The sequence below is a fragment of the Neobacillus sp. SuZ13 genome (genome assembly GCF_030123365.1).
Lineage (GTDB): Bacteria > Bacillota > Bacilli > Bacillales > Cytobacillaceae > Neobacillus.
In genome coordinates this window covers 5,275,228-5,301,937 of record NZ_CP126107.1, presented here as the reverse complement: position 1 = coordinate 5,301,937, position 26,710 = coordinate 5,275,228, and the positions used below count along the sequence as shown (strand labels likewise).

Below are 26,710 nucleotides of genomic sequence, written 5' to 3'. Positions count from 1 at the left end.
CAATGAGATGGTGAAGTGCTGATGGCAAAAGAAGAAAAGGACAGATATAATGCCAATTCGCTAGTAAGGGGATTGGAAATTTTAAAGTTATTTAGTGAAGAGCGTCCGACATTATCCTTAGTTGAAATTGCAAAAGAACTTGAAGTGAGTCGAACTGTTCCGTTCCGATTATTGTATACACTCCAAACACTTGGATATCTCGATCAGGATGAACACACGAAACGCTACAGTTTAACTCCGAAAGTGCTAGAATTAGGCTTTGCTTATTTAAGTACATTAAAACTCCCGGAAATTGCGCAGCCTTATTTAGAAAAATTAAGGGATGAGACAGGGGCATCTTGTCACTTATCTATTTTGGATGGACAAGAAGTCGTTTATGTCGGCAGTGCACCTGTCCGAGGGGTGTCTGCGGTCAATGTGAATATCGGGTTAAGACTGCCCGCCCATGCGATCGCTAATGGAAAGGTGCAGCTGGCTTATCAACCTCAAGAAAAACTAAATCAAATATTATTTGGCTCAAATTTAAAACCTTACACGGAACGAACGCAAACCGATTATATGGATTTTCAAGAGGAGTTAGCAACAATCAGGCAAAAGGGATATGCGATTACTAAAGGAGAATTCCACCATGGAATTCAGTCCGTGGCAGCACCGATCTTTGAGCGAACTGGTAAAGTAATGGCTGCCCTTAATGTGGTTGCAACTGAGGCTACTTTCAGCCAAGATTTTATTGAAAAAATAGCTGTACCTAAAGTATTGGAAACTTCTGAAATTCTTTCAGGCTTTATGGGCTATCATACAAAAATAAATTAGTGAGCTTGCGGACCATCGCAAGCTTTTTGTTTGTTTTATATACAAAACGCATTTTATCAAATGAAACAAATTGAATAATTACGGTTGACACAATTTTCTCAAAACTTTAAAATAAACTTAGGTAGCAAACCTTGTTTTGTATATAAAACATATTCGTTGCTACTGGAAAATATTAAAGGAGGGATAAAAGTCCGTTTGGGGCAATGAAATATTATATAATTGATAATAAAATCTTATGGAAGCGCATTCACTGGGATTCAAAACAAAAAGGGGGCACTTTTCTTGCTGAAAACGAATAAACGTTGGATTTATATTGCCATGCCTATTTTCTTTTTTTGGTTTTTTGGACAAATTGATAAATTAGGGATTTCGATTATCCAAACCGATCAAGGTTTCTTAACTGATCTAGGATTAACTGGTGCCGATAAGAACGCAAAAATTGGATTGATTACTTTTATCTTTACGATTTCTTATGCCTTATCCAATATCTTCTGGGGATTTATCATAGACAAGCTCGGGGCAAGGAAGACAGGTATCATCGGTCTAATTGTATGGGCGATTACGATGGTGATTGGCGGGTTATCCACTTCCTACGAGATGTTTATCGTGAGCCGTGTCATACTTGGTATCGGTGAAGGAATGATGATTCCAATTTGTGGGAAATTTATTTCCAATTGGTTCCACCAACGCGAACTCGGCAGGGCGCAATCATCATGGCTGGCAGGAAACTATTTAGGACCGGCATGTGGAGCCATTATCTTAACTCTTGTGATTGCTACCTTCCATTGGCAAGCAGCCTTTTTTGTTTTAGCAGCGTTTAATATTTTAATTGTTCTTCCCATGTTTATCTTCCTTACACGTGATACTCCTGAAGAACATCCACGATTGGATCCAAGGGAATTAGATTATATTCGTCAAACAGATTCCAAGGTAACAACGAAAAAACAAAACTTTGCTCAAGATTACCGTTATTGGATTGTTTGGTTCGGCATGTTAGTGTCATCGTTCTTATTTTTTGGGATTAGTATTTGGCTTCCTACTTATTTAGTTGGTGCGAAAGGTTTCTCAAGAGAGGCGATGACTGGAATCACCTCGTTATCTTGGCTCTTTGCCTTGGGATTCGTTCTCATTTGCGGGTATTTGGCCGATAAAACTAAGCGTCCTAGTTTACTTGCGACGATTCTATTTCTTTTGACAGCCACCTTTTTAACAGCAGCAATTCTTTCGCCGCAGCCAGTGATGGCGGGGATTTGCATGGGCTTAGCGATGGGAACGCAAGGGGGAGTATTCCATTTAAGTAACTTATTTATGGTTAAATTCTCGACACCTGAAACAGCCGGCCGTGCAGCTGGATTAATGGGTTTCACGAACATTCTAGGCGGGTTTTCTAGCTATATTATGGGCTTTATGGTTGATATCGCTGGCGGGGACTTTGGACCGTCGATTGTTATGTTGATTATCGCAGCTGCGCTCGGATTCGTTGCGTACCTGTTTACCTTAAAAAGAGAAGCATCTGAGCTCAAGATTGAGAGTGTCCCTCCCAATCGAGTGACAATCTAGTATGTTAAATGTTACGTATATAAAACATAGTTTTAAATATTAAATTTTCTCAATATTTTTAATTGACAATTATAATATTGAGATTTATTATTGGTTTATAAAGAAAACAATGTTTTGCATATAAAACAAAGAGGAGTGTTGAAAATGTCTGAGGAAAAATTTTCGGTAGAAGCATTTGAAAAGAAATATGTGGCGAGGTTAAAGGATCGCACGCTCGATTGGAATGTGCTGAAGTTCCAGGAGGAAATTGATCCAGCTTATCGCCGGGCGCAAATGAGATATATTGGCCGAGGTGCGACAGCGAATAATGATTCAAATGTAATTGCAGCGGAACACTTTACCTTAAGCACGATGGTTTTACCAGCAGGGTGTATGGGACCGCTTCATTTACACGATGATGTCGAAGAAGTTTTCTTTGTGATTAAAGGCAGTGTAACTGCTCTTATCCAAGAAGAGGGCGAAAGCGAAGTCCACGAAATTGTCTTAAATGAGAGAGATTGCATTAGCTCTCCACCAGGCGTCTACCGCGGCCTCCGCAATGATACTGACGAAGAGGCGTTAATGCTTGTCATGTTAGGAGCAGTCAAACCGAATTTACCAACCTATCCAAAAGACAGTCCCCTAGAAGAGCTACGCATCCAGCGTGCTAAGGAAAGAGAAGCAATTATTAAAGGGAAGTAATTTGACAATTAGGCAGATGTTTTAGGGAAACATACTCCCTGATTACTTTGTTGACAGGGATGGTCCTCTTACTTTTTAACGGATCATCCCTGTTTTTTAAAATTGGAGGTGGAGAGATGTTAGGTATTACTCATTTACGGCATATCAGCTTAATTACCCCCGTTCTAAAGGAACAAGCTGATTTTTATGAAAAGATTTGGGGCTTAGATAAAGTGGCACAAGATGAACAATCGGTTTATTTTCGAGGCGCAGGCCCTGAAAACCATATATTAAGCCTTCATGCAGGTGAAAAAAGAGGACTGCACCATATTGCGTTTGGAATGGTGGATAAAAATGCTGTCGATCGTGCAGCGGAAATCCTTGCTTCAAAAGGTGTCAAGATTGTTTCCCCACCAGGATATTTAGATGAAGAAGGAAAAGGATACGGCTTGCGCTTTGTCGATCCAGAAAATCGCTGCATTGAATTATCCGCTTGGGTTGAAATTCATACTTCGATTTGGAACAAGAAAAATGTCGATCCGGTCAAACTGAACCATGTCGTAATGAACACGCAAGACCTAGATATGATTACTGATTTTTATACGAATGTCTTAGGGTTTAAGGTGACGGACTGGAGTGAGCATCAAATGTCCTTCTTGCGCTGTAACCGAAAACACCACTCGATTGCCTTCAATCAAGATGCTCACGCCTCTGTTAACCATATCGCCTATGAAGTGGATACCGTCGATGAGGTGATGAGAGGAATCAGTAATGTAAGAAAAGCAGGCTATCAAGAGATTTGGGGCCCAGGCCGCCATGGTCCTGGTAATAATGTATTTTGTTATTTTCAAGATCCAGGGAAGTTTGTGATGGAGTATACCTGTTATCTAGAAACGATTGAAGATGAATCCGAATGGAGAGCACGTGTCTGGAAGCGGGTCCCACATCTAATGGACCAATGGGGCATTGCCGGACCGCCAAAACCGGAAACGCGAGCAGCGATGGGCGGAGTGCCAGATCCAGGATGGGTCGATGTAAAAACATTGGTATAGCTGAAAAGGGGTGTCATGATGGATCTAGGATTAAAGGGTAAAGTAGCGGTCATTATGGGAGGAACCTCTGGTGTTGGTTTAAAGACAGCAGAGATGTTTCTTCAGGAAGGGGCCCGCGTCGCGGTTTGCGGCAGAAATAGTGAGCGGAAAGATCAAGCTTATGATCACCTCACGAAATTTGGACCAACCACCTCCATTTTTGCCGCAACCTGTGACGTTACCAATAAAGATGAAGTCAATGAATTTATCAGCGGTGCAGCAGACTATTTTGGCGGGATTGATATCCTAGTCAATGCTGCCGGACAAAGTGTGATGGGGCATTTCTTTGATGTTACCGATGAACAATGGCAGCAGCAAATCCAGTTGAAATACTTTGCGATTATTTATGCGGTGAAGGCAGTTCATCCTTATTTGGTTAAACAAGGCGGAGGCCGCATCGTAAATATTAATGCAACCTTAGCAAAAGAGCCGGAAAGGCATATGATTGCCACAGCGGCAACGAGGGCAGGATTATTGAATTTAAGCAAGACATTATCGCAAGAACTTGCGTCCGATAATATTTTAGTCAACTCAGTCAGCTTAGGCTTAATTCGTACTGATCAATGGGAACGTAGAAGATTGAAAAACGCTCCTGATATGAACGCGGAAGACTATTATGCTGACTTAGCCAAAAAACGAAATATCCCTTTAGGCAGAGTAGGGGAAGCAGAAGAAGTAGCTAGCGTGATTTTATTTTTAGCCTCAAATAAAGCAAGCTATGTATCAGGTTCAACAATCGAAACCGCTGGAGCGCTCGGGAAAGCGCTTTAATTCATAGATAAAGGCAGGAATGAATGATGAGTGAAGATAAGCAATTAGAATTTACAACAGCTGACGCAGTGGTCCAAGAACTTATTCGTGCTGGTGTAGATGTAGCGTTTGGAATTGTGAGTATCCACAATATGCCGATTTACGATGCAATTCTCCGCGAAGGAAGTATTCATTTAGTCTGTTCCCGCGGGGAAAGCGGAGCGGCCAATATGGCAGATGGCTATGCGAGAGCGACAGGGAAATTGGGCGTCGTGATCACGAGTACGGGAACAGGAGCTGGAAATGCAGCAGGCTCGTTAATTGAAGCATGGGCCGCAGGTGTACCTGTTCTGCATCTAACGGGTGAGGTGGCATCCTCTTACTTAGGGACGGGCAGAGGATATATTCATGAATGTAAAGACCAGTTATCGATGATGGAAGGCTCTTGTAAAAAAGCCGTTCGGTTAAGAAGACCTGAGCAAGCAGGTGCCGTCGTTAGACAAGCGATCCAAGACGCGTTTGCTTATCCAGCAGGACCCGTGACACTTGAAATCCCCATTGATTTTCAATCGGCCATTATCCCTAAGCATTCGATTGAAGAATTCAGCTATTTAGCTCCAACCAATCAAACCATTCCAACCTTACCAGAAGAGGTAGTAAGCAAAATTAGTCATGCTCGCCGGCCGGTTATTTGGGCAGGAGGAGGGGTGATTACTTCTGGCGCATCCAAAGAGGTGACAGCACTTGCTGAAAAGATTGGGGCAGCCGTGATCACCAGCCAATCAGGTAAAGGAAGTATACCTGAAGATCATCCACAATGTATCGGCCACTTTGCTGCGAATGAATTAACGAAAAACTTGCTGAAAGATGCTGATTTGTTGATCAGTATTGGCGTGAGATTTAGAGGAAATGAAACAGCGAACTGGAAAGTCCCTGCTCCAAAAGAACATATCGCGATTGATGCAGACTGGCAGGCAATGAACCGAAACTATGAAACCAGCTATGGACTTGTCGGCGATGCCAAACATATTTTACAAGGATTAAATCAAGCATTAACTCAAACGTCAGTGGCTCCGGATCCTTCTTATCTTGATGAAGTGCAGTCCGTTCGCGAAGAATTGCGGACCCAGTTACGAGCGACACTTGGTCCTTATGAGCAAATCCTTGATGGCATGCGAAGCGTATTGCCTAAAAACACAATTTTAGTCCGGGATGTAACTGTTCAGGCGAATGTTTGGGGAAGCCGGTTGTTTGAAATCTATGAACCGAGAACATCGATTCACGCATCAGGCGGGGGAATTGGTCAAGGGCTGCCAACGGCGATTGGTGCGCAAATGGCCAATAAGGATCAGTCTGTTGTATTAATGACAGGAGATGGCGGCTTTATGGTTAATGTCGGCGAAATGGCCACCGCTGCCCAAGAAAAACTGCCGTTGATTGTCGTTCTATTTGATGATGCTGGCTACGGAGTGCTCCGAAATATTCAAGATGCGGCATATGGCCGTCAGGTAGCGGTTGATTTAATGAGCCCTGACTTTGTGTTATTGGCGCAATCGATGGGATTTGACGCCGCGCGAATTGGTTCAGCTGGAGAATTTGTCACAGAACTGGAAAAGGCCGTTGCAAGCAAAAAGCCTAGCATGATTGTGGTCGATATGGAAGCAGTCGGACCGATGGCGAAACCATTTGGAGGTCCTCCAGGTGCAGCCGATGCTTTCAAACCGAAAAAGTTGTAGGGAGGAATAAACGTGATTTCAACACATCCTTATGTTTCAGGAAAATACCTAATTGGCGGACAGTGGATTGTATCTGAAAAAACAGCAAAAGTCATCAATCCAGCTCAGACGAGTGAAGTGGTCGGCGAAGTTGCTTTATGTTCAAAAGCGGATGTAGAAGAAGCAGTGGGAACCGCAGCTAAAGCCTATGAAAGCTGGTCGCAAAGTGAGATTGAAGACCGGGCCAATCGGATGAGGCTCGCAGCTGAAGAGATTAAAGCAGTTGTTGAAGAGAATGTTAGTTTACTAGTTCGCGAGAATGGCAAGGTTTTGGTCGAAGCGAAGAAAGATTTGCTTCGTTGTGTCGATATAATGAAACAAGGAGCAGACGAACTACTTGAATGGTGGAAACCTGAGAGCCTGCCAGGGGGTCAAAAGGTGCAAATTCGCAAACGTCCGCGCGGGGTGGCAGCGATCATCTCTCCGTGGAACTCCCCGCTGATTCTTACCTTTAAGCGCGTTATCCCTGCGGTGTTAGCAGGAAATACCGTCGTGGTGAAGCCGGCAACGAGTTGTCCCTTAACAATTATGACTTTTTTAAAAGTGGTAGCTTCCTATTTTCCGGATGGAGTTATCAATGTGATCACGGGTTCAGGCAGTGTGATTGGAGATGCGCTTTGTTCAGACCCGCGGGTTCGCACGATTGCATTTGTTGGCAGTACCGGTACGGGCAAAGAAATTATGCGCGCCGCTGCCGGGACCGTCAAAAAACTGTATATGGAACTGGGAGGGAATGACGCAGCGATTCTTCTTGCTGATGCAAATTTAGATGATGAAGCTGTGAAGCGTCTCAGGTTTGGTGTTCTTCGTGCGGCAGGGCAAGTGTGCTCCGCCATTAAAAGGATTTATGTGCACGAATCTCGTTATGAAGAGGTCGTTGAAAAATTAACGAAGGAATTCAGCCGCATTCGGGTAGGAAATGGGATTCAACCAGATGTGGAGATGGGTCCATTAAATAACAAGTCACAATTTGACTATGTAAACGGCTTGATCAAACGGGCTGCTGATGCAGGAGCAAATGTGATTACGGGTGGAATTCAGCTCGATCCGGAATCGTGGGAACAAGGTTATTTTATTGCACCGACGATTATTACTGGAGTAGAGCAAACTAGTGAAATCGTGCGTGCAGAACAATTCGGCCCCGTGATTCCGATTCTACCGTTCTCAGATGTTGATGAAGTTGTACAACTAGCTAATGACAGTGAATTCGGTTTGAGGGCGTCTGTTTGGACAGAGGACGAAGCAACGGCCGTGAAGTTAGCGGACCGTTTGGAAGCAGGGGCTGTTTTTCATAATAATCATACGGTTTTCCAAGACCTTCATCTTGATTTTCCTGGGTTAAAGGAAAGCGGTCTCTCTCGTGAAACGAGGCATTGCGGGCTAGAATATTTCGCAGATTCTTATGGTTTGGCCAACTAAGGGGGAATCCAGATGAGAATAGGGTTAATTGGGGGAGGAAATATTGGCAAGTTCCTTCTTCAACGCATCAATATCGAAGGTCTTCTTCCTAATGGTAGAATTGTCGGCCTCTATACACGGAACAAACAAACGGCGGAGCAACTTGCTGCTGAGTTTGATACAGAAAACTATCAGGATGTTCAACGGTTAATCGAAGATCCTACGATTGACGTTGTGATTGAAGCTGCGACCATTGAAGTGGTGAAGGAATATGCGGCTGCCATTCTGAGAAATGGAAAAGATTTTGTGTTAAGCAGTGTGGGGGCCCTAGCCGATGAGGATTTTTACAAGGAACTCGAAGGAATCTGTCAAGCAAGCGGCACGAGAATCCATTTACCCGCAGGGGCCATCGGCGGCTTGGATGTCTTGAAAGCGGCTAAAGCGATTGGCGAACTAGATTCGGTTTCTATTATTACGAGGAAACCGCCGCAAGCATTGCCAGGAGCACCTGCTGATCGAGAACAGGTGATGTTCGAAGGCTCGGCGAATGAAGCAATTGAATTATTCCCGAAAAATATTAATGTATCGATTATTTTGTCTTTAGCGGGACTGGGTCCAGATCAAACAGGTGTCAAGATTATCTCTGATCCAACCGTGAGGAAAAATAGTCACTCGATTGAGGCATCCGGTTCTTTCGGAAAACTATCACTTCAAGTGGAAAATGATCCAATGCCAAATAATCCGAAGACAAGTTACTTGGCTGCGCTGAGTGTGTTGTCTGTTTTGAAAAATAAAGATGCGGTTGTTAAAGTGGGATAATGATAAAATAATTTTATTATAGTAAAAAACAGGGGAAACCCGAAGAGTTGATATCATTCTCCTGTGAATATGAGGAAAAAATTAGGGGGATAGGCCTATGATTAAAACGAACATCAATCTTGAAGAAATGTCGCAAAAAGAAGCAATTGAATACTTAATCGAATCCGTTCGACCAGAAGAAGGTTCCATTCCTGCCTCGCTTTTAGGTGACCCAAAGATTTATGACATTGAACACAAGAAGGTATTTTTAAAAACCTGGCTGTTTATTGGTCATGAATCAGAAATCCCCAAAAAAAATGATTTCATTACACGAGATGTAGCTGGTTATTCAGTCATTCTTACACGCGGTGCTGATGGCGAAATTCGCGGACTATATAATATGTGTACCCACCGCGGCATGAAGCTTTGCCGGGCGGATGCCGGTAATAAATCTTCGTTTACATGTCCATATCATGGCTTTAATTTTAAAAACAATGGCGATTGTGTCGGCGTTCCGCTCCAAAAGGATATTTACGGTGAGGGCTTTGATAAATCAGGTTTAGGGCTGCATAAGGTCAGAATCGAAACTTACAAAGGCCTAATCTTTGGTACATGGAATGACGAAGCAGAATCATTAGATGATTTTTTAGGTGATTTTAAATGGTACCTTGATATTCTAGTTGGGCGTGCCGAAATGGAAGTTGTCGGGCCGCCGCAACGATTTATTATTCAATCGAACTGGAAAATTGGTGCCGATAATTTTGTCGGTGATTCTTACCATACGATGGTGACGCATGGTTCGATTGTTAAATTGGGGATGGTTCCAAGTGCTACCTATTCCAAAAAAGGGTATCAAATCCATACGAACCATGGACATGGCTTAAATCTTGGTACGCCTAATCCCGATTTTGCTTTCCCTGAAGAGCTGAAAGATGAATATAGGTCCAATTTAACCGATGAACAATATGACGTCTTGTCGAATTTGAAAAATATGATTGGAAATATTTTTCCGAATCTATCCTTCTTAATTTCTCATACAAAGGTAAAAGGACAGTTAATCTCAAATACTTCGGTTCGTCTCTGGAGGCCGGTGGGTGTCGACAAAATGGAGGTCATTACTTGGTTTTTAGTTGAGAAAAATGCATCGCTCGATTGGAAAAAGCGCTCTCGCGAGTCGTTTATTCTAACTTTCAGCCCGTCTGGAATTTTTGAACAGGATGATACCGAGGTATTTACTGATATTACTGCGGCTGCCTCTGGGACGATGCCTTTAGTGAAACAATTGACCTTTAATTATACGATGGGATTACATCGTCAACCTGTCGAGGACTTTGTTGGACCTGGTGTGGTTTTTGATGATAAATTCACTGAGGCTAATCAACGAAACTTTTATCGTTACTGGCTCGATCTAATGACGACCTGATGTGTAAGAGCCTTTTGAAATACGTGTGAATGATGGGAGGAGTCATGTATGAGTTTAGAGAAAATGCTGGCAACTTATGAATTTGAACAGTGGCTGTATGGAGAAGCCAAATTTCTTGATGATATTGATTTTGATGGCTGGTTTAACCTGCTGCATCCGGACATTTCCTATCAAATGCCGGTTCGGGTCAATAAGGAAGGGATTGAGCGACCTGATTATTCCTTAGATATGTTTGCATTTGATGATGATATTGAATTATTGAAAATCCGCGTTGATCGCTTAAAAACGGATTACGCCTGGGCTGAGATACCGCCGTCGCGGACACGGAGGTCTGTCAATAATGTGCGCCTCATGGAGTACGTTCCGAATGAAAAGGCAGTCGTTCACAGTTATTTAACCATCTACCGCAGCCGCAGTACTGATATCCATCATGATTTGATTTCAGGGGAGCGTCAAGATGAGTTTACCTATGTTAATGGGGAATGGAAGCTATCTAAGCGGGTTTTTATTGTGGATCAAACGACGTTAAATACTAGGAATCTGGCTATTTTTGTTTAGTAGCTAAAATAGAAAGGAGCACCAAGATGGCTCAACTTACAGGAAAATCAGTCTATTTGACCGGAGGTGCCTCCGGGATTGGAAAAGCTGTCACCGAGGCATTTGTGAAAGAGGGTGCTGTTGTCACCATCCTTGATCGGTCTCTAGCCGGATTAAATGACCTCAAACAGCAATTTGGAGAACAGGTTCAATGCCTTGAAGGCGATGTGACCGTCTATGAAGATCATGTCCGAGCCGTGCAAACAGCTGTTGAAACCTATGGGAAATTAGACGTGTTTGTCGCAAATGCCGGTGTATTCGATGGCTTCGCCAAATTTGAAAACGTGACCCCGGAAGCCATGTCCGATGCCTATGACCTGCTATTTACTATAAATGTAAAAGGGTATTTTAACGGGGCCAAAGCGGCTGTTGCGGAGCTTAAGAAAACAGCCGGAAATATGATTTTCACTGTTTCTGGAGCAGGGTTTTATCCAGATGGCGGCGGTGTTTGGTACACGGCGAGCAAGCATGCCCAAATTGGATTAATGCGTCAACTCGCGTTTGAATTAGCCCCAGACATTCGAGTTAATGCAGTCGCGCCTGGAGGAACGTTAACAGCGCTTCATGTCATTCCCCCGCTGCAGCCCTTTGTAAAAATTGTCGATAATGAGACAAAAGAGAAGAGTATTAAGAAACGAAATCCACTTCAAATTGCGATGCAATCGGAAGATCATGTCGGAGCCTATCTCCTGCTTGCTTCTGATCAGGCCCGTGCAATTACCGGTGAAGTGATTTCAAGTGATGGAGGCTTGGCCGTTCGCGGGCTTGGTTGATTTTAGCATGAAATAACGGGGGGAATTTGCATGAATGAGTCATTGACGGAATTAAAGCCGTTAGCTGGAAATAATGTCATTAATCAAATTGCATTTGTTGTTCGTGATATTGAGCAAGCTTCTGAAGCATTTGCGAAACTTCTGGGGATACCGACAACTAAATGGTTTTTAACAGGCGGCCGTGATGTTTCTAAAGTGGTCTTTCGCGGTAAGCCAACCAATTCCCGAAGTAAACTCGTATTTTTAAACACATCAACTGTACAGATCGAATTGATTGAACCTAACTTGGAACCTGGCACCATGCGCGAATTTTTAGATACGGTGGGGGAAGGTATCCATCATATTGCTTTTGATGTGGACTCAATTAAAGAGAAGTTACCCGTTTTTGAAGGGAACGGATTTCCGTTACTGCAGAGCGGGGAATTTACATCTAGTGATGGAAGATATGTATATGTGGATACATTAAATAGTCATAAGACACTATTAGAACTGCTGGAAAGTGCTGAGCCTAGAGATACGGCACCAAATACCGATATCTTCACTCCATTACTAGGAACCAATAAAGTGGAACAGCTGGCCATTGTCGTGAGGGATTTGGACGCCGCTGCTGATGCGTACTGCAGGTTACTAGGTGTCGAGAAGCCGCCTGTAATTCAATCTGGCCCAAGTGAACTTACACAGGTTATTTTTGAAGGAAAGCCAACGGAGGCTGACTCAAAATACATGTTTATAAATACCCCATTACTTCAACTAGAATTAATCGAGCCGGGTGATTCACCAAGCACGTGGAAAAAGCACCTTGAAGCATATGGCGAAGGGGTTCACCATATTTCCTTTGTGGTAAAGGATATGGAGGAGAAAGTGAAATTGTTAGAGGATATGGGCTATCCGGTCATTCAAAGGGGAAATTTCTGGAATGGAAAAGGTCGATATGCTTATATGGATACTACCGCTACATACAAAGTAATCATCGAATTGCTTGAAAGATTTTGATTTTAACACCAGGAATTAACTCTATAGAAGCAGCAGACTTTTTCGTATTAGGAGAAAGTCTGTTTTTTTATTTCTCTTTGACTCCTGCTTTCCTTTCTACTTTAATTCCATGTTAATTCATAGTGCCTGACACCTCCGCTTTTTCAAGGTGTCAGGCACGAGTGAGCCCTAATCGTTACCGGTAAGGGCCTTTTTTAATGCGAACGGTCACAAATAAACGCGAATCGTTTCCCACACTAGATAAAAACCTATTTCTTTCTTTTTCGCTCATTCGATTTTCTAATTTTCATTATTTTCGTGGATGGTTGTTTTCGAATCCACCGAATAAAACTAGATAGTTTTTCATCGCCTCGTAACTCAGGCAGGGTTGTTAACCGTACAGCGATTTCTTCATTCGTATATAGGGCATGAATTTGCTTATGACAGGGAATACATAAATTGGCTGTTCCTCCAAATGTTCCACCCATTTCTTTAGGAAGCAGATGATGGACAGTGGTTTCCACCATCTGCCGCCCACAAAGTTCACATGTCCCCATCATCTTCCCCTCCAAGCATTTTGAAGATATTATTCACTATTCCACTTTTTTCATTCCTGCCCGATTTTTGTCGAAGTTTAAGAGGTTTTTAGCTCTAAAGATAATGATAGAATGAAAAAATAATATACTACCTTTTTTATAGTAGTAACAATATTAATCAGCAATGGGAGGCTAGTCATGCTAGTTAAAGTACTAATTGTTGAAGATGAGTTGGTTGTCCGCAATGGAATCTCAAACTTTATTAAGGAAATGGGTCACTCCTTTGACCTAATCGGTACAGCTTCTAATGGCCTGGAAGCCTTAGAAATGATTCAGTCACATTCCCCGCATATTGTGATTACAGATATTAAGATGCCGAAAATGGATGGACTAACCCTTGCGGAAAAAGTTAAAAAAATGTACCCGGATATAATCATTGCAATCCTAAGCGGCTATGCAGATTTTACCTATGCAACTAGGGCGATGCGTTTTGGGGTGTCCGATTATTTATTAAAACCGATTAATAAGGATGTATTCGGAACGACATTAAACAGGCTTATGGCCGAAGTGGTCAAAGGATCGGTTAAATACTCTCATCTCCTCCAAAATCAACCAAAGTGGGATATGGGGCTAATCCGCTTAGAATCGGAGCTGCTTGATTGTGTGGAAATGGCCAATAAATCTGGACTATCAGATAAAGCACAATTATTTATTGCGGAATTAAGAAAGCGCTACCAAAACGATACTATTCAATCAATTCCTTATCTGACGGACTTCCTGGTCTCACTTAGAAAAAGGATCATCACCAATGATGAACTAAGAGGGTTCATCGAACCCATTGTTGAAAAGACAATCGAATCTATTGTTCCTGAAACAGATTTTACTAGGATTGAGGAAAATATTCACTATTTACTTGATTCTAGTGTTTACATCGTCGGTCAGTATAAAAAAACTACCTCTCCCGACTTAGTCATCAGATGCAAAGAAATCATGGATGCCAATTATAATAAGGAAATCTCTCTACAAGAAGTGGCCGAAATTATTGGTGTATCTGCCGCACATTTAAGCAGAGTTGTCAAAAAAGAGCTCGGGAAGAATTTTACCGAATATATTGTCGACTTACGTATAGAAAAAGCTAAGAACATGCTGGAGTCAACCAATTTTAAGGTGATGGATATTTCTAAAACGGTTGGCTATGACAACCCTGATTATTTTTCAAGGATCTTTAAAAGACAGTGTGGTATCTCCCCTCAAGATTATCGTTACCATTTCCTAACCAAGGGTGTCCGCTAATGAGCAAAGGGACACTCTATCAAAAAATCATTTTCACGCTGCTATTTCTTACGGTGATGCCTTTACTTTCGGTTGGCTATTTAGGGTATGAATACTTTTCAAGCATTCTGGAAGAGAAAATAGTCAAATCAAACACTGAAACCATCGGGCAGGTACAAGCTCGATTGGACAGTTACATTACCGATGTCGACTCGGTTGCTAAAACTGTTGCCAATTATGAAGAATTTCAACTTCTTGCAAGTGAACCAATGGCGGAGAATTATCTCCTTTATACAAAAACACAAAACTTTGTAGCCTTTTCCAAGTTAATGATCCTAACTCATCAAGACATTCAGCGAATTACGATTATCAGGAATGATTTGTCACGAATCGATAGTATGGGAAGATATTTGCCAACAGGAGGCAATCTGAACAAGGCAAAATTTGCGAAACTATTAAAGTTAAGAAAACCAACCGTTCTCTCACCAGAAATAGGCGAACAATCACGCTGGGTTATTCCTTATGTTCAATCTATCTTAGATCCAGAAAACGGCCAGGTAATTGGTGCGGTTATTGTTGATCTTGACCTGCAGCAAATTCAAGATTACTTAAAAGAATCGAGGTTGCTTCAATCCGGATTTATTGTCGTCAAAAATAATCAAGGAGAAGAAATATATGCACCGAAAAACTTTAATAGCAAGAAGCTGTTGGCATCATCATCGAAAAAAGATAATTATTTTCTGAATCGGGATGTGAAGAAAGAGTTGGTGATTCACTCCACATCTTCGTTATCGAATTGGCATATTAGTGGTGTGGTTCCTTATCAAGAGATCACTAATCAATTAAAGAAGACAAGAAATATTGTGTTCCTGTTTGCTTTAATTATTATTCTTGCGGTTGGTGGAGTAGCTTTTTTTCTACGGACGTATCTAGTCAAACCGATTCAACGATTGCAAAAACTAATGCTTGATGTCGAGGGCGGTAACTTAGCTGCAAGGTCAAATTTTAAGCGGAATGACGAAATAGGGAAACTTGGAAAAAGTTTTAACCATATGATTGAACAGATTCAGCAATTGATTAATGATATTCATGTCTCAAGGGTCAGTGAATCACAGGCTAAATATCTGCAAAAAGAAGCTCAGTACCAGGCACTTCAGGCAAGAATTGCCCCGCATTTTCTCTATAACACGCTAGATTCAGTCAGCTGGTTGGCTAGGGATAAGGGAATTCGTGAAATTACGGCAGTTGTCGATTCATTGGCAGGTATGCTTCGCTATAGCTTAGACCGTTCTACTCCCTTGGTCAAAGCGAGTGAGGAGTTCCAACATGTCCTGCTATATAGTGAAATAATTCGTTTTCGTACTGGGGATAGTATAGAGTTTGACTTTCATATCCCTGATGAATTACTAGAGCAGCCGATTCCACGCTTTACTTTGCAGCCACTAGTAGAAAATGCGGTCCAGCATGGCTTAGAGCCTCTTGGGGGAAAAGGAAAGATATCGATTACTGCCATTGTTGAAGCTAATCACCTTTATTATGAAATCTCCGATAATGGAATTGGATTAGAGCCCGAAAAAATAACGGAATTAATGAAGTTTATAACAGATGGAAAAGATGAAAGTCCCTCGTTTGAAAAGATTGGACTAGCTAATGTCCATAATCGAATCAAGATGACGTACGGAGAGAATTACGGGCTGTGCATTTTTGAAAATAAAGAGTTTGGATTGACGATTCAAGTCAGGCTTCCTCACTCTAGAAATCCGAATTATCAAAAAAGTGAAGAAATGATATCAAATCTGACGGGTGTCCCATCTTAAAATTACTTGTCATAATGATAGTAACGAAAACGCTTACAAATTTTCGTAAAAAAGGGGGAAAGGGAATGAAAATTAGCAAGTGGTTACCTGCAGTGGCTGCATCTCTACTGTTGATATCTGGCTGCAGCTCAACAAGTTCAGGTTCTTCCAGCTCAAAAGGTAAGGTTGAAATTTCAATCTATGCAAACAACCAAGGCGGGACAGAATATTTAAACTATCTGCAAAATGATGTCATTAAAGGGTTTGAAGCAAAGAATCCGAACATTAAAGTCAAGCTTGTGAAAAACTCAGATCCCGAAGGCTTGGCTAAACAGCAGTTAGCTGCAGGAGGCGGACCGGATGTCGTTAACTTAAATGGTCCAACTTCCGCTCAGGATTTTGCGGCAGCAAACTATTTGCTCCCTTTAGATAAGTATGCCAAGAAGTATAATTGGGCGGATCGTTATTATCCGTGGGCCTATCAAACCGTTCAAGCAAATGGAAAGCAGGTTGCCCTGCCAGGTACTTATGAAACATTAGTAGTTTACTATAACAAAGATATGTTCAAGCAAAATGGCTGGGAAATTCCAACAAGCTATGATGAACTACTAACTCTTAGTAAAAAAATGGACGATAAGGGTGTTATCCCATTTGCGTTTGGAAGCTCTGACTTTAAGGCTGCCAATGAATGGTGGTTGTCTTTAGCCTTCAATGAAACGGTCGGGGCCGACGACTTTAAAAAGGTATTAACAGGGGAAACACCTTGGAATAGTCCAGAAATGAAGGAAGCGATAACGAAATTAAACAACCTTTGGAAAGATGGTTATATAAACGATAAACAATCCCAAGCAATTACCCTTGATGATGCGACCACCCTGTTTATGAGTGGGAAAGCTGCAATGAAAATGGAAGGGACTTGGATGTTATCGACATTAAAGGGAAGTCCGCCGCCATTTGATTGGGACGTGTTTACTATGCCTTCTTGGAAAGATGGAGTAGAAGCTAATCTGCCACTTGCCTTAGGTGCAGCCGTGGGTATTAACAAAAATTCTAAGCATCCAGATGAAACAGCCAAATTTCTTGATTGGATGCACAGTAATGAAAATGCCGAAAAACTCCTGGAACTTGGCGGATTCCTGCCAATTAACGGCATGAAAGCAGGGAACCTTGAACCGCATGTTCAAAAATCGTTTGATCTATTAAACGATGCGATGGCTAATAATCAAACTGGCTATGCTGCTTGGACGTATTGGCCGCCATCTGCTGAAACCTTTGCATGGAGTAATATTGAATCTGTGTGGTTAGGCCAGATTGATGTCGATACTTATTTGGAAAAGCTCCAAAAAGAATTTGAAAAAGACAAAGAGAAGGGGAAACTATTCAAATTTAATTAGGAGGAATCTTTTCCTCCTCTTTTTTTCTTAATAGAAAGGAGGAACTACTAAGTGAGTGCAGATTTAGCTGTTATGAAAGAGTCGATACACATACAAAAAAAGAATCGTAAAAACTGGAAAAAAGCCATCGTCCCGTGGCTATTCCTTACACCAGCTATGCTGTTAATAATCCTGGTAGTAGCAGGTCCAACCATAGGGACATTAATTTTGTCGCTAACCAATTGGGATGGCATTCAGCCGCCCCAATTCATTGGTCTAGAAAACTACCAATCTCTCCTTTCAGATCCTAACTTCTTTGCGGCGTTAGGGAATAACTTTAAGTGGATGGCACTTTTTTGTACTGTTCCGATCATTTTTGCGTTAATCATTGCCTATATGGTTAGTAAAGTAAAACGGGGTCAAATGTTTTACCGTTCGACGTTCTTTCTTCCCCAAATTGTTTCAACTGTTGTCAGTGCGAAAGTTTGGGCCTGGATTTACAATCCGTTTTTTGGCATTAACACACTTTTAACAAAATGGGGCATTCATAATGTGCCCATGTGGTTAGGAGATCCAGCGATTGCCTTATTTTCCGTTGCCTTAGTGGATGGCTGGAGATATTGGTGTTTCTTGATGGTCCTTATCTTAACGGCCCTTCATCAAACAGATAAAAGTTTGGAAGAAGCGGCGATCGTCGAAGGAGCCAATAAAGTTCAGATTTTCTGGTATGTTATCCTTCCGCAATTACGTCCGACACTGATGTTGATTCTTATGTTAACGATGATTTGGTCGTTTGCTGCCTTTGATTATGTATTCGTAATGACCAATGGCGGTCCAGGGAATGCAACGGAATTAATCAGCACCTACATGTATAAGGAAGCCCTGCAGAATCAAGCACCTGGTTATGCGAGCTCGATTGCTTTAGCCATGGCTGTACTGAGCGGGATTATCATCGCTATTTTCGGAATATTAAAAAAGAAGGGTTGGGATATGTAATGAAAAATAAACCTTTTGAGGTTGTTTCCCGCCACTTCTTCCTATTTTGTGTTTTTCTCTTTGCTGTGGGTCCGCTTATGCTGTTATTGATGAATGCCTTTAAGCCAAAGGAAGAGTTTTTAACGAGTCCGTTTGGTTTGCCTTCAAAAATAACCTTTGAAAACATGATGGCCGCATGGACAGAAGGGCAGTATGGGCAAGCCTTTATTAATAGTTTACTAGTAGGTGTGGCCACAATCATCATTGTTTGTATCAGCGGTGGATTTGCAGCCTATGCCTTATCGAAATATGAATTTAAGGGACAAAGTGCGATTATGGCGTTTTTACTGCTAACCATGTCTGTCCCTATGGGATTATTTCTCGTTCCATTATTCTATGTGTGGCAAAATTTACACCTCATGGATTCCTTGTTTGGTTTAATTATTATCTATAGCGGCATCTTCCTGCCATTTAATATCTTCCTGCTAAGGTCCTTTTTTATCGGGATTCCAAAGGAACTCCTCGAAAGTGCGAGGGTAGACGGCTGTAATGAGTTTCAAGTTTTTATGAAATTAATGGTTCCATTATCAAAACCTGTCTTTTTAACAGTGGCTTTATTGGTCGGCCTTTGGACTTGGAATGAATTTTTCTTTGCAAATGCATTTATTCAGTCGGATGAGTTACGAACCGTTTCAACGAAGTATTTAGCGTTTGTTGGAAGTTTTAGTTCAGATTGGAGCAAGGTTTCAGCAGCTGGTCTAATTTCTACTCTGCCGATGGTCATTCTTTACCTATTCTTACAGCGTCAATTTATTGAAGGTCTTACCGAAGGAAGTATTAAAGGTTAATAGGGAGGAATTTAAATGAGTCAAATAAATGTCAATCCGATCTCAAATGTAAAAAAAGGCAGTCGTATTCCTGCGGATTATATTGAAAAAGTGTACGCTGGATGGCTTGGTAAGGTTATTGGAGTCCGTCATGGAGGGAATGTTGAAGGCTGGTCTTATGAGCGCCTTGAAAGAACGTATGGGGAGATCACTGGGTATTTACATGAATTTAAGAATTTTGCAGCTGATGATGATACGAACGGTCCGATGTTCTTTTTACGAGCGCTCGAAGATTTTACTCATACTAGTGAAATTACGGCTGAACAAATGGGCTTAACGCTCTTGAATTACGCTCCTGATGGGCATGGCTTCTTTTGGTGGGGCGGGTACGGAAAATCAACAGAACATACCGCCTACCTCAATTTAAAAAATGGAATCACAGCCCCTCGGTCTGGATCCATTGAACAAAATGGTCATGCGGTGGCAGAGCAAATTGGCGGTCAAATCTTCATCGATGTCTGGGGGCTTGTGGCTCCTGGAAATCCACAGCTAGCAGCAGAGTATGCCAGTAAAATGGCGAGTGTCACCCATGATGGCAACGGAAAATACGGCGGAGAGTTTATTGCCGCTTGTATAGCGCAAGCTTTTGTGGAAAAAGATATTGAAAAAATCATTGAAGCCGGTTTGTCCGTGATTCCAGCGGATAGCGAATATACTCGGATGACCAGGGATGTGATTCGTTTTTACAAAGAGAATCCATCCAATTGGCGTGACTGCTTTAAGTTTGTTCAAGCGAATTATGGCTATGACCGTTATCCTGGTGTCTGCCATATCATTCCGAATTCGGCTGTTATTGTCTTATCCCTTTTATATGGCGAAGGTGATTTCAGCCAATCGATCAACATTTGTAATATGTGCGGCTGGGATACAGATTGCAATGTTGCTAATGTTGGGACGATAATTGGCGTTCGAAACGGAATCGAAGGTATTGATCCGAGCTGGAGAAAACCAATTAACGATTTTCTTTGTTGTTCCAGTGTCATCGGGTCGCTTAATATTGTCGATATACCATGGTGTGCGACCTATATTTCTAAGCTCGGGTATTTGATTGCTGGAGAAGAGCCGCCGGGTGAATGGAAAGCAATCTTGGAAGGCAAGTCACCGCGCTTTCATTTTGAATATCCAGGTTCTACGCATGCGTTCCGCTTGGAACATCAATCGAAGTTGAATGTGCATATAACTGGTACGCTCCAAAATTCAGAGGAGTACTCCGAAATCGGAACTAGATCTCTAAAAGTTGTTTTTGATAATGTTCAAGGTGGAGATGCGTACCGTGTCTATCATAAAACCTATTACAAACCAGAAGATTTTAATGACAGCCGCTACGATCCAAGCTTTTCACCGATTGTTTATCCTGGGCAATCATTGGAAGCAAAAGTACTCGTTCCCGATGACCTTGGTATCAGAGCAAAGGCCCGTTTATATGTGAAGGATGGAAATAAAGGATCCTATTTTTACGGTGAAGAGAAAATAGTAGAGCCAGGTAAATTCTGCTCGCTTAAGTATGCTATCCCGGCATTACAGGATGTTCATATTGAAGAGGCGGGTATTGAATTCGTACCTGTCGTTGACAGATATTATACGGGCAGCCTAATTGCCTACATTGATTCCTTCGATTTTTCAGGTAGCCCCGACTATGAGATTAATTTTAAAAATGAACGAATGGAGCATTGGACCCCACTTCATTTAGAGGTAAGTCAATTTACCTATCTTCGTGGTATCTGGAGTTTGGAGGATGGAGAATTAAGCGGCAGTTACTTCGGTGAGCCTGCCGAATGTTATACCGGTGAGCGCGAGTGGAGAGACTATCAATTCTCTGCAGAAGTGAAGCCAAAGCTTGGTGCACATCATAATATTCAATTCCGTGTCCAAGGCGGGATACGTTCCTATGCCGTAGGGCTTGCGCCGAATCATGAAGTAGTTTTATATAAAAATGAGAACGGGTACCGTTCGTTAGTATCAACCAGTTACCTATGGGATGACCAGCAGTCTTATCGATTGATGGTTGAAGCAAAAGATAATCATTTCATCGTTTCTGTCAATGGCGACAAGGTGATCGAGTATACTGACATTGATAACCCTTATTTATTTGGCCAAGTTGGGTTCTCTAACTTTAACGGAAGTCATACCCATTATGCAGGGTTTTCGGTGAAGGGGTTGTAGTAATAAAAAGGGAAAGAGACCTGGTTTGAGAGGGTCTCTTTCCATGTTAATCAGATATAAGCGTGACTCGAGCTATACCGGGTGTATCTTTTTAAAATGGGGCGGATAACAATGAATATTCTCGTCGTTGGAAGTATAAATATGGATATTGTTAATCGGGTTGTAAAGCACCCGCTTCCAGGTGAAACGATTAAAGGTTTAGGGACGATGTATGCACCTGGAGGGAAAGGCGCCAATCAGGCGGTCGCTGCATCATTGGCAGGCGGCCATGTGAAGATGCTGGGGGCCGTTGGGAAAGATCCGTTTAGTTTGGAGTTAGTTTCTTCATTAGAGAAATCGAATGTCGATACAAGTGAAATTATTAAAAAAGAAGGAACATCAGGAATGGCCTTTATCACCGTCGACGAGTCTGGAGAAAATACGATTATCTTATCGGAAGGCTCGAATGGAAAACTCTCGATAAAAGATGTAGAAGAGAGATTACAGTTATTAGAAGAGGCGAATATTCTTTTATTACAAAATGAGGTACCGTTAGCAACCACCTTATTCGTTTTAAAAGAAGCCGCGCGGCGTAATGTCCAGACGTATTTCAATCCTGCCCCAGCTTTGGAGATTCCTATTGATGTTTTTCAGTTCATTGATTTTCTTATTTTAAATGAAACCGAAATTGAAGTGGTCACTGGTATACGTGTTGACACAGAGAAGGAGCAAGAGCGGGGGATTAACTTGTTGATTGAAAAAGGAGTAGAGTCAGTCATTTTAACGCTTGGCGAGCAAGGCTCGCACTATTATTCTAGGAATGAAGGAAAGATTATCACAAATGGATTCAAAGTGAACGCAATAGATACAACCGCAGCCGGAGACACGTTTATCGGTGCTTTTGCATCCGCTAAAGCATCCGGAAAGGATACGAAGGACGCCCTATTGTTCGCTACTGCTGCATCAGCGATCACTGTTACACGGGAGGGAGCTCAACATTCGATTCCCGCGCAGAAAGAAATTACTGAGTTTTTAGAAGTGAATAAGGAAGGCATCGATCAGTAAATGCAGAGCATTTTCAATGGGAGTAGCCAGTATAGGAAAAGGAACTAAAACGCTAGTTCCTTTTCTTTTCGGAAAAAAGGGGGGATGTAAAAATGTTTTCATTGTCAGGCTTCAATTTTGCGTTTGGATGCACAGTCGCCATCATTGTTGGATTTCTGCCGCTCTTTTTAATTGGTAAAGGGTTTACCAACACGGAGGTGGGGATTATTTTCTCGACTGGGCCATTTATTTCCCTAATTGCCCAGCCAATTTGGGGGTATATCTGTGATAAAAGAAAAAGTGCTAAATCAGTGCTGCTTATTCTGCTCACTGTTTCCTTGTTAATAAGTTGGGGGCTATTTATGTCTGATAGTTTCGTCATGAATATTGCGTTAATGACATGCTTCATGTTTTTTCTGTCCCCTGTTGGTCCGGTGACAGACAGTATGACGTTCTCCTATGCTAAGCAAAGAGGAAGATCCTATGGTTCCATCCGGTTATGGTCATCGGCAGGATTTGCAGTATCATCCATCGGAATCGGGTTGCTGTTGGAAAAGATTGGGCTTATTTATTTAGACCTATCCTATTATGCTTTAATCATCCTTGCGATCATCGCGTTATTATTTGTTCAGGATACCAAGCTGAATACAGCACCGGTTAATAAAGGTTCGCTGAAAAAATTATTCAAAAACAAAGAGTTTGTTATTTTTTTGGCGGTGGCCGCGTTGGCAGGAATCCCTCACCGGCTGAATGATAGTATCTTAGGACTCTATTTGAACGACCTCGGTGCAACTAAGGGTCAAATTGGCAGTGCCTGGATGTTTGCTTCGTTGAGTGAGATACCTATCTTTGCGATTTCGTTCTTTTTATTTAGAAAATATCATCCGATGATCCTGATTACAATTGCCACATTATTGTTTACCCTTCGTTGGGTTGCTTATGGCTATTTTAAGGACCCAACGATTATTAGTGTTTTACAACTCACCCAAGGTGTCACGTTTGCCCTCTTTTTTGTGGCATCGATGGAGTATATCGGCTTGATTGTTTCAGATGAGGTAAAAGCTACTTCGCAAACTACTTTCGCTGCTGTTTTTGGAGGAATCGGAGGGATCATTGGAAGCCTCGCCGGAGGGATGCTCCTAGATCGACTTGCTCCTAATCTTGTTTATTTCGCGAGTAGTTTTATTTCGCTCTTTTCCATTATTGTAGCTGCCACCATCTTAGTTGGAGTAATGAAACAGAAAAAGCTGGCTCCATCAGAGGTAGTTAGTTAAGAACTAACTACCTCTATTATTCTATAAGGAAATGGTTTTTCTTAATAAATTAATGTAAGCGGGTTAATTTAATAAGCAGATTATCTTCATAAAACTTTAAGCACTTTGGGGAAATTGTTCTTTGTCTGTTTTTTTTAATAATACTCTTCTCAACAATGGTATGGACCAGCGATCCAATCCAATTCTTCCAGCATTTATTCCAGCAATTAAAATAAACATTCCTAGTAAAACCATTTGAGGATTTGTACTGGTGGTTCCAGAGAACATATAAGCAAAGTTCATTGTAAGACCCATAAGAATAGAAAATGACGTGAAAATACCCAAAATTAATCCGAGACCTACTAAAAATTCGCCCCAAGGAACTAATATATTAAAAAGATCGACGTATGGTAATGCTACATCTTTTAAAAAATTCCCCCACCAAGGTTGAACAGCAGGGTGTTCACCAGACATATTTTTAATTGCTCCAAACATAAAGCCGCTGGCATCAAATTTTCCACTAGAGATTTTTCCCCAACCAGCATTTAACCACTGCCAACCTAGATAGAGACGAAGAATTGTAAGCAGCGGTGATACATAACGGTTTTCCTTTAAAAATTGAATAAACATAATACCCTCCTCCAAATAATTGATAATTATTATCAGTGATAACGATTATCATTATCGTTTAAACGAATACCTTAGTCAACAAGTGAAAAGTACTAAGTTTTTTCGATAGGATAGACCAATATCCCTATTAATGGATATGATCGAATGTATTAGCAAAATAAATAATCAAAACTGCTAATCGTTCACCTTGAAAAAATGTAAAATAAGGAAGTGATTCATGGGTAAAAATAAATTAATGAAAGGGGGATGTGTATGGACTTATCAATAAACTGGAAAGGGAAAATGGCTTTTTCGGGGGTCTCCCCAACCGGGCATGAATTTATTATGGATGCAGCACCTGAAGTTGGCGGGGAGAATTCAGGTCCAAGGCCGACGGAACTGCTGTTGCAGGCGGTTGCCGGCTGCACGGGGATTGATATTATCTCAATCCTGAACAAAATGCGCCTTGAACCTTCCGCATTTCAAATGGATGTCAAAGGAGAACGGGCCGAGGAGCATCCGAAGCGTTTTACGACGATTAATATTCATTATGCGTTAGACGGAGAGCTGCCTGAAGATAAGGTGGTCCGGGCGATACAATTGTCGAAAGACAAATACTGTTCCGTCTCCCATTCCTTAAATGCAGAGATCACCGTAAGCTATTCGATCAATGGGGTTAAAGGGGAAAAGGCGATATAACATAAAATAAGAAGTAACAGCTAATTGGTTGTTACTTCTTATTCATAATAATTAATTACCGATTATCCGTAATCAACATATATCTCAATACCGCAGCAAGCCCTGCGCCATGCTTGAATTCGCCTTTTTCAATTAAGGTTTTCACTTCTTGCATCGTCAATTTATGTAATTCAATTTGTTCGCTGGTTTCCAGTCGTTGCTCCGTAGCGTTAAGGCCGGTGGCTGCAAATAAATAAATTTCCTCGCTTGTAGAGCCTGGTGACGGATAAAAACTGCCTAAATCGAGCCAATAGTCAGCTGTATTACCGGTCTCTTCTTCCAACTCTTTTTTCGCAGTTTCGATGGGAGCATCGCTTTCGTTGTCAATCATTCCAGCGGGTAGTTCCCATTCCCAGCTTTTAATCGCATGGCGATATTGTTTTAGGCAAATGATTTCCTTATCCGCCGTGATGGGAAGGATACAGACGCCCTTTGCAAAATCTAAATAGGAGAAGTTCCTTTCCTCCCCGTTCGGGACAATAACCTTTTCAATCACTACACCAAAACGGTCCACTTGTTCTTTCTTCGAACTACTAATCTTCCAAACCATCTTCCTTCATCCCAACCTTTCATTAACATAAACCTATTGTACACTCTTTTTGGTAATTGGCTAATTCTAGCCCGCACGGATAATTATCCCATTATTTGTAAACACTAGCCGAGACATATGTTTTTTAAGGAGGAAAGTACAACAAGTGAATCAAATACCTCCGTTTCGCAGGCAAAGATCTTATCTTTCCCAATTTACCACTGGACAATTACATTTAAAGAATCCCTGGATTGCCGCTTTTTTTTCGTTTTCCTATCCTGGATTTGGACATATCATGCTGCATCGCTACATGGTTGGCTATATTCTTATTCTTTGGGAGACGTTTATTAACGAAAAAGCGAAAGTGAATCTTGGCATTTTATATACGTTAATCGGTGAATTTGAGAAGGCGAAGGACGTTCTGGATCAACGATGGCTAATTTTGTATCTGGCGATGTACATGTTTGGTATTTGGGATAGTTATCGGACAACCGTTGATCTCAATAAGCAATATGTATTGGCCGACCGCGAAGACGCCCCCCTTCTCCACATGAAGATGGGAACATGGGACACCAATTTTTTAGATAAACGAAAACCTGTCAATGCGTTGATTTGGTCCGCTTTATTTCCTGGGCTTGGTCATCTCTATCTCCATCATGTCATAACGGGGTTCTTTATTTTTGTTTATGCCGTGGCAATCACGTATTTGGGGCATATTCCACATGCCATCCATGCCTCGATGACTGGTAATTTTGCTCATGCCAAAGAAATAATAGATATGCAATGGGCTTTGTATTTTCCTTCAATCTACTTTTTCATTATTTATGATTCTTATGCATATGCCATTGAGCACAACAAATTGTGTGAAAAAGAAATGTCAAAATATCTGCGGCAAAGGTATCAAAGTAAAGACTTTATTTTTCCACTATAGAAAGTGAGTGTTATC

General features: G+C 41.6%; 24 protein-coding genes and 1 pseudogene. 22 read left to right on the top strand and 3 right to left on the bottom strand.

Annotated elements, in window-relative coordinates:
• The first annotated feature begins 21 nt into the window (after positions 1–21).
• From QNH17_RS26165 to QNH17_RS26110, 12 genes are all read left to right on the top strand, one after another.
• Positions 22–813 (top strand): IclR family transcriptional regulator, encoded by a 792-nt coding sequence (locus tag QNH17_RS26165; RefSeq protein WP_283876137.1) that lies wholly within the window; start codon positions 22–24, stop codon positions 811–813.
• A gap of 282 nt (positions 814–1,095) precedes the next feature.
• Positions 1,096–2,373: an MFS transporter gene (locus QNH17_RS26160; RefSeq protein ID WP_283876136.1), complete on the top strand. Its 1,278-nt coding sequence runs from the start codon at positions 1,096–1,098 to the stop codon at positions 2,371–2,373.
• Positions 2,374–2,517: 144 nt separating this feature from the next.
• On the top strand, positions 2,518–3,054 hold the full coding sequence (locus tag QNH17_RS26155) for a cupin domain-containing protein (RefSeq protein WP_283876134.1): 537 nt from the start codon (positions 2,518–2,520) through the stop codon (positions 3,052–3,054).
• Positions 3,055–3,170: 116 nt separating this feature from the next.
• Positions 3,171–4,085 carry a VOC family protein gene (locus QNH17_RS26150; protein WP_283876132.1) on the top strand — a complete coding sequence of 305 codons (915 nt, stop codon included), beginning with the start codon at positions 3,171–3,173 and terminating at the stop codon, positions 4,083–4,085.
• 18 nt (positions 4,086–4,103) lie between these two features.
• On the top strand, positions 4,104–4,895 hold the full coding sequence (locus QNH17_RS26145) for an SDR family oxidoreductase (protein WP_283876131.1): 792 nt from the start codon (positions 4,104–4,106) through the stop codon (positions 4,893–4,895).
• Between the two features lie 26 nt (positions 4,896–4,921).
• On the top strand, positions 4,922–6,610 hold the full coding sequence (locus QNH17_RS26140) for a thiamine pyrophosphate-binding protein (RefSeq protein WP_283876129.1): 1,689 nt from the start codon (positions 4,922–4,924) through the stop codon (positions 6,608–6,610).
• A gap of 12 nt (positions 6,611–6,622) precedes the next feature.
• On the top strand, positions 6,623–8,068 hold the full coding sequence (locus QNH17_RS26135; RefSeq protein ID WP_283876127.1) for an aldehyde dehydrogenase family protein: 1,446 nt from the start codon (positions 6,623–6,625) through the stop codon (positions 8,066–8,068).
• A gap of 12 nt (positions 8,069–8,080) precedes the next feature.
• Positions 8,081–8,866, top strand: a complete 786-nt coding sequence (nadX, locus tag QNH17_RS26130) for an aspartate dehydrogenase (protein ID WP_283876125.1) — start codon at positions 8,081–8,083, stop codon at positions 8,864–8,866.
• A gap of 97 nt (positions 8,867–8,963) precedes the next feature.
• On the top strand, positions 8,964–10,268 hold the full coding sequence (locus tag QNH17_RS26125) for an aromatic ring-hydroxylating oxygenase subunit alpha (protein ID WP_283876124.1): 1,305 nt from the start codon (positions 8,964–8,966) through the stop codon (positions 10,266–10,268).
• Positions 10,269–10,316: 48 nt separating this feature from the next.
• Positions 10,317–10,826 carry an aromatic-ring-hydroxylating dioxygenase subunit beta gene (locus tag QNH17_RS26120; protein ID WP_283876122.1) on the top strand — a complete coding sequence of 170 codons (510 nt, stop codon included), beginning with the start codon at positions 10,317–10,319 and terminating at the stop codon, positions 10,824–10,826.
• Positions 10,827–10,852: 26 nt separating this feature from the next.
• On the top strand, positions 10,853–11,638 hold the full coding sequence (locus tag QNH17_RS26115) for an SDR family NAD(P)-dependent oxidoreductase (RefSeq protein ID WP_283876120.1): 786 nt from the start codon (positions 10,853–10,855) through the stop codon (positions 11,636–11,638).
• A gap of 30 nt (positions 11,639–11,668) precedes the next feature.
• Positions 11,669–12,631 carry a VOC family protein gene (locus QNH17_RS26110; RefSeq protein ID WP_283876118.1) on the top strand — a complete coding sequence of 321 codons (963 nt, stop codon included), beginning with the start codon at positions 11,669–11,671 and terminating at the stop codon, positions 12,629–12,631.
• A gap of 248 nt (positions 12,632–12,879) precedes the next feature.
• Here QNH17_RS26110 and QNH17_RS26105 read toward each other — a convergent pair whose 3' ends face one another.
• Complete coding sequence (locus QNH17_RS26105) at positions 12,880–13,167, bottom strand: HNH nuclease-like protein HlpB (RefSeq protein ID WP_481858551.1); 288 nt, start codon at positions 13,165–13,167, stop codon at positions 12,880–12,882.
• Between the two features lie 177 nt (positions 13,168–13,344).
• Here QNH17_RS26105 and QNH17_RS26100 point away from each other — a divergent pair, with 177 nt between their 5' ends.
• The 8 genes and pseudogenes from QNH17_RS26100 to QNH17_RS26065 all read left to right on the top strand — a co-directional run.
• Positions 13,345–14,439 (top strand): response regulator, encoded by a 1,095-nt coding sequence (locus tag QNH17_RS26100; RefSeq protein ID WP_283876114.1) that lies wholly within the window; start codon positions 13,345–13,347, stop codon positions 14,437–14,439.
• On the top strand, positions 14,439–16,235 hold the full coding sequence (locus QNH17_RS26095) for a cache domain-containing sensor histidine kinase (RefSeq protein ID WP_283876112.1): 1,797 nt from the start codon (positions 14,439–14,441) through the stop codon (positions 16,233–16,235). The genes QNH17_RS26100 and QNH17_RS26095 overlap by 1 nt, the downstream gene beginning before the upstream one ends.
• Positions 16,236–16,300: 65 nt before the next feature.
• Complete coding sequence (locus QNH17_RS26090; RefSeq protein WP_180230111.1) at positions 16,301–17,608, top strand: ABC transporter substrate-binding protein; 1,308 nt, start codon at positions 16,301–16,303, stop codon at positions 17,606–17,608.
• A 51-nt stretch (positions 17,609–17,659) separates the two neighbouring features.
• Positions 17,660–18,583, top strand: a complete 924-nt coding sequence (locus tag QNH17_RS26085) for a carbohydrate ABC transporter permease (RefSeq protein ID WP_283876108.1) — start codon at positions 17,660–17,662, stop codon at positions 18,581–18,583.
• Positions 18,583–19,410: a carbohydrate ABC transporter permease gene (locus QNH17_RS26080; RefSeq protein WP_283876106.1), complete on the top strand. Its 828-nt coding sequence runs from the start codon at positions 18,583–18,585 to the stop codon at positions 19,408–19,410. The genes QNH17_RS26085 and QNH17_RS26080 overlap by 1 nt, the downstream gene beginning before the upstream one ends.
• Before the next feature lie 15 nt (positions 19,411–19,425).
• Positions 19,426–21,612 carry an ADP-ribosylglycohydrolase family protein gene (locus QNH17_RS26075; RefSeq protein ID WP_283876090.1) on the top strand — a complete coding sequence of 729 codons (2,187 nt, stop codon included), beginning with the start codon at positions 19,426–19,428 and terminating at the stop codon, positions 21,610–21,612.
• Between the two features lie 111 nt (positions 21,613–21,723).
• Positions 21,724–22,656 carry a ribokinase gene (gene rbsK, locus QNH17_RS26070; protein ID WP_283876088.1) on the top strand — a complete coding sequence of 311 codons (933 nt, stop codon included), beginning with the start codon at positions 21,724–21,726 and terminating at the stop codon, positions 22,654–22,656.
• 86 nt (positions 22,657–22,742) lie between these two features.
• Positions 22,743–23,909 (top strand): annotated as a pseudogene (locus QNH17_RS26065) (MFS transporter); the annotation flags it as partial.
• A 96-nt stretch (positions 23,910–24,005) separates the two neighbouring features.
• On the opposite strand, the gene QNH17_RS26060 reads toward QNH17_RS26065, so the two are convergent.
• Positions 24,006–24,518, bottom strand: a complete 513-nt coding sequence (locus QNH17_RS26060; protein ID WP_098574059.1) for a DoxX family protein — start codon at positions 24,516–24,518, stop codon at positions 24,006–24,008.
• A 252-nt stretch (positions 24,519–24,770) separates the two neighbouring features.
• Between QNH17_RS26060 and QNH17_RS26055 the strand changes: the two genes are divergently transcribed.
• On the top strand, positions 24,771–25,196 hold the full coding sequence (locus tag QNH17_RS26055; protein WP_098574061.1) for an OsmC family protein: 426 nt from the start codon (positions 24,771–24,773) through the stop codon (positions 25,194–25,196).
• 55 nt (positions 25,197–25,251) lie between these two features.
• Here QNH17_RS26055 and QNH17_RS26050 read toward each other — a convergent pair whose 3' ends face one another.
• Positions 25,252–25,785, bottom strand: a complete 534-nt coding sequence (locus QNH17_RS26050) for an NUDIX hydrolase (protein WP_283876085.1) — start codon at positions 25,783–25,785, stop codon at positions 25,252–25,254.
• Positions 25,786–25,930: 145 nt separating this feature from the next.
• Here QNH17_RS26050 and QNH17_RS26045 point away from each other — a divergent pair, with 145 nt between their 5' ends.
• Positions 25,931–26,695, top strand: a complete 765-nt coding sequence (locus QNH17_RS26045) for a hypothetical protein (RefSeq protein WP_283876083.1) — start codon at positions 25,931–25,933, stop codon at positions 26,693–26,695.
• Positions 26,696–26,710 lie beyond the last annotated feature (15 nt).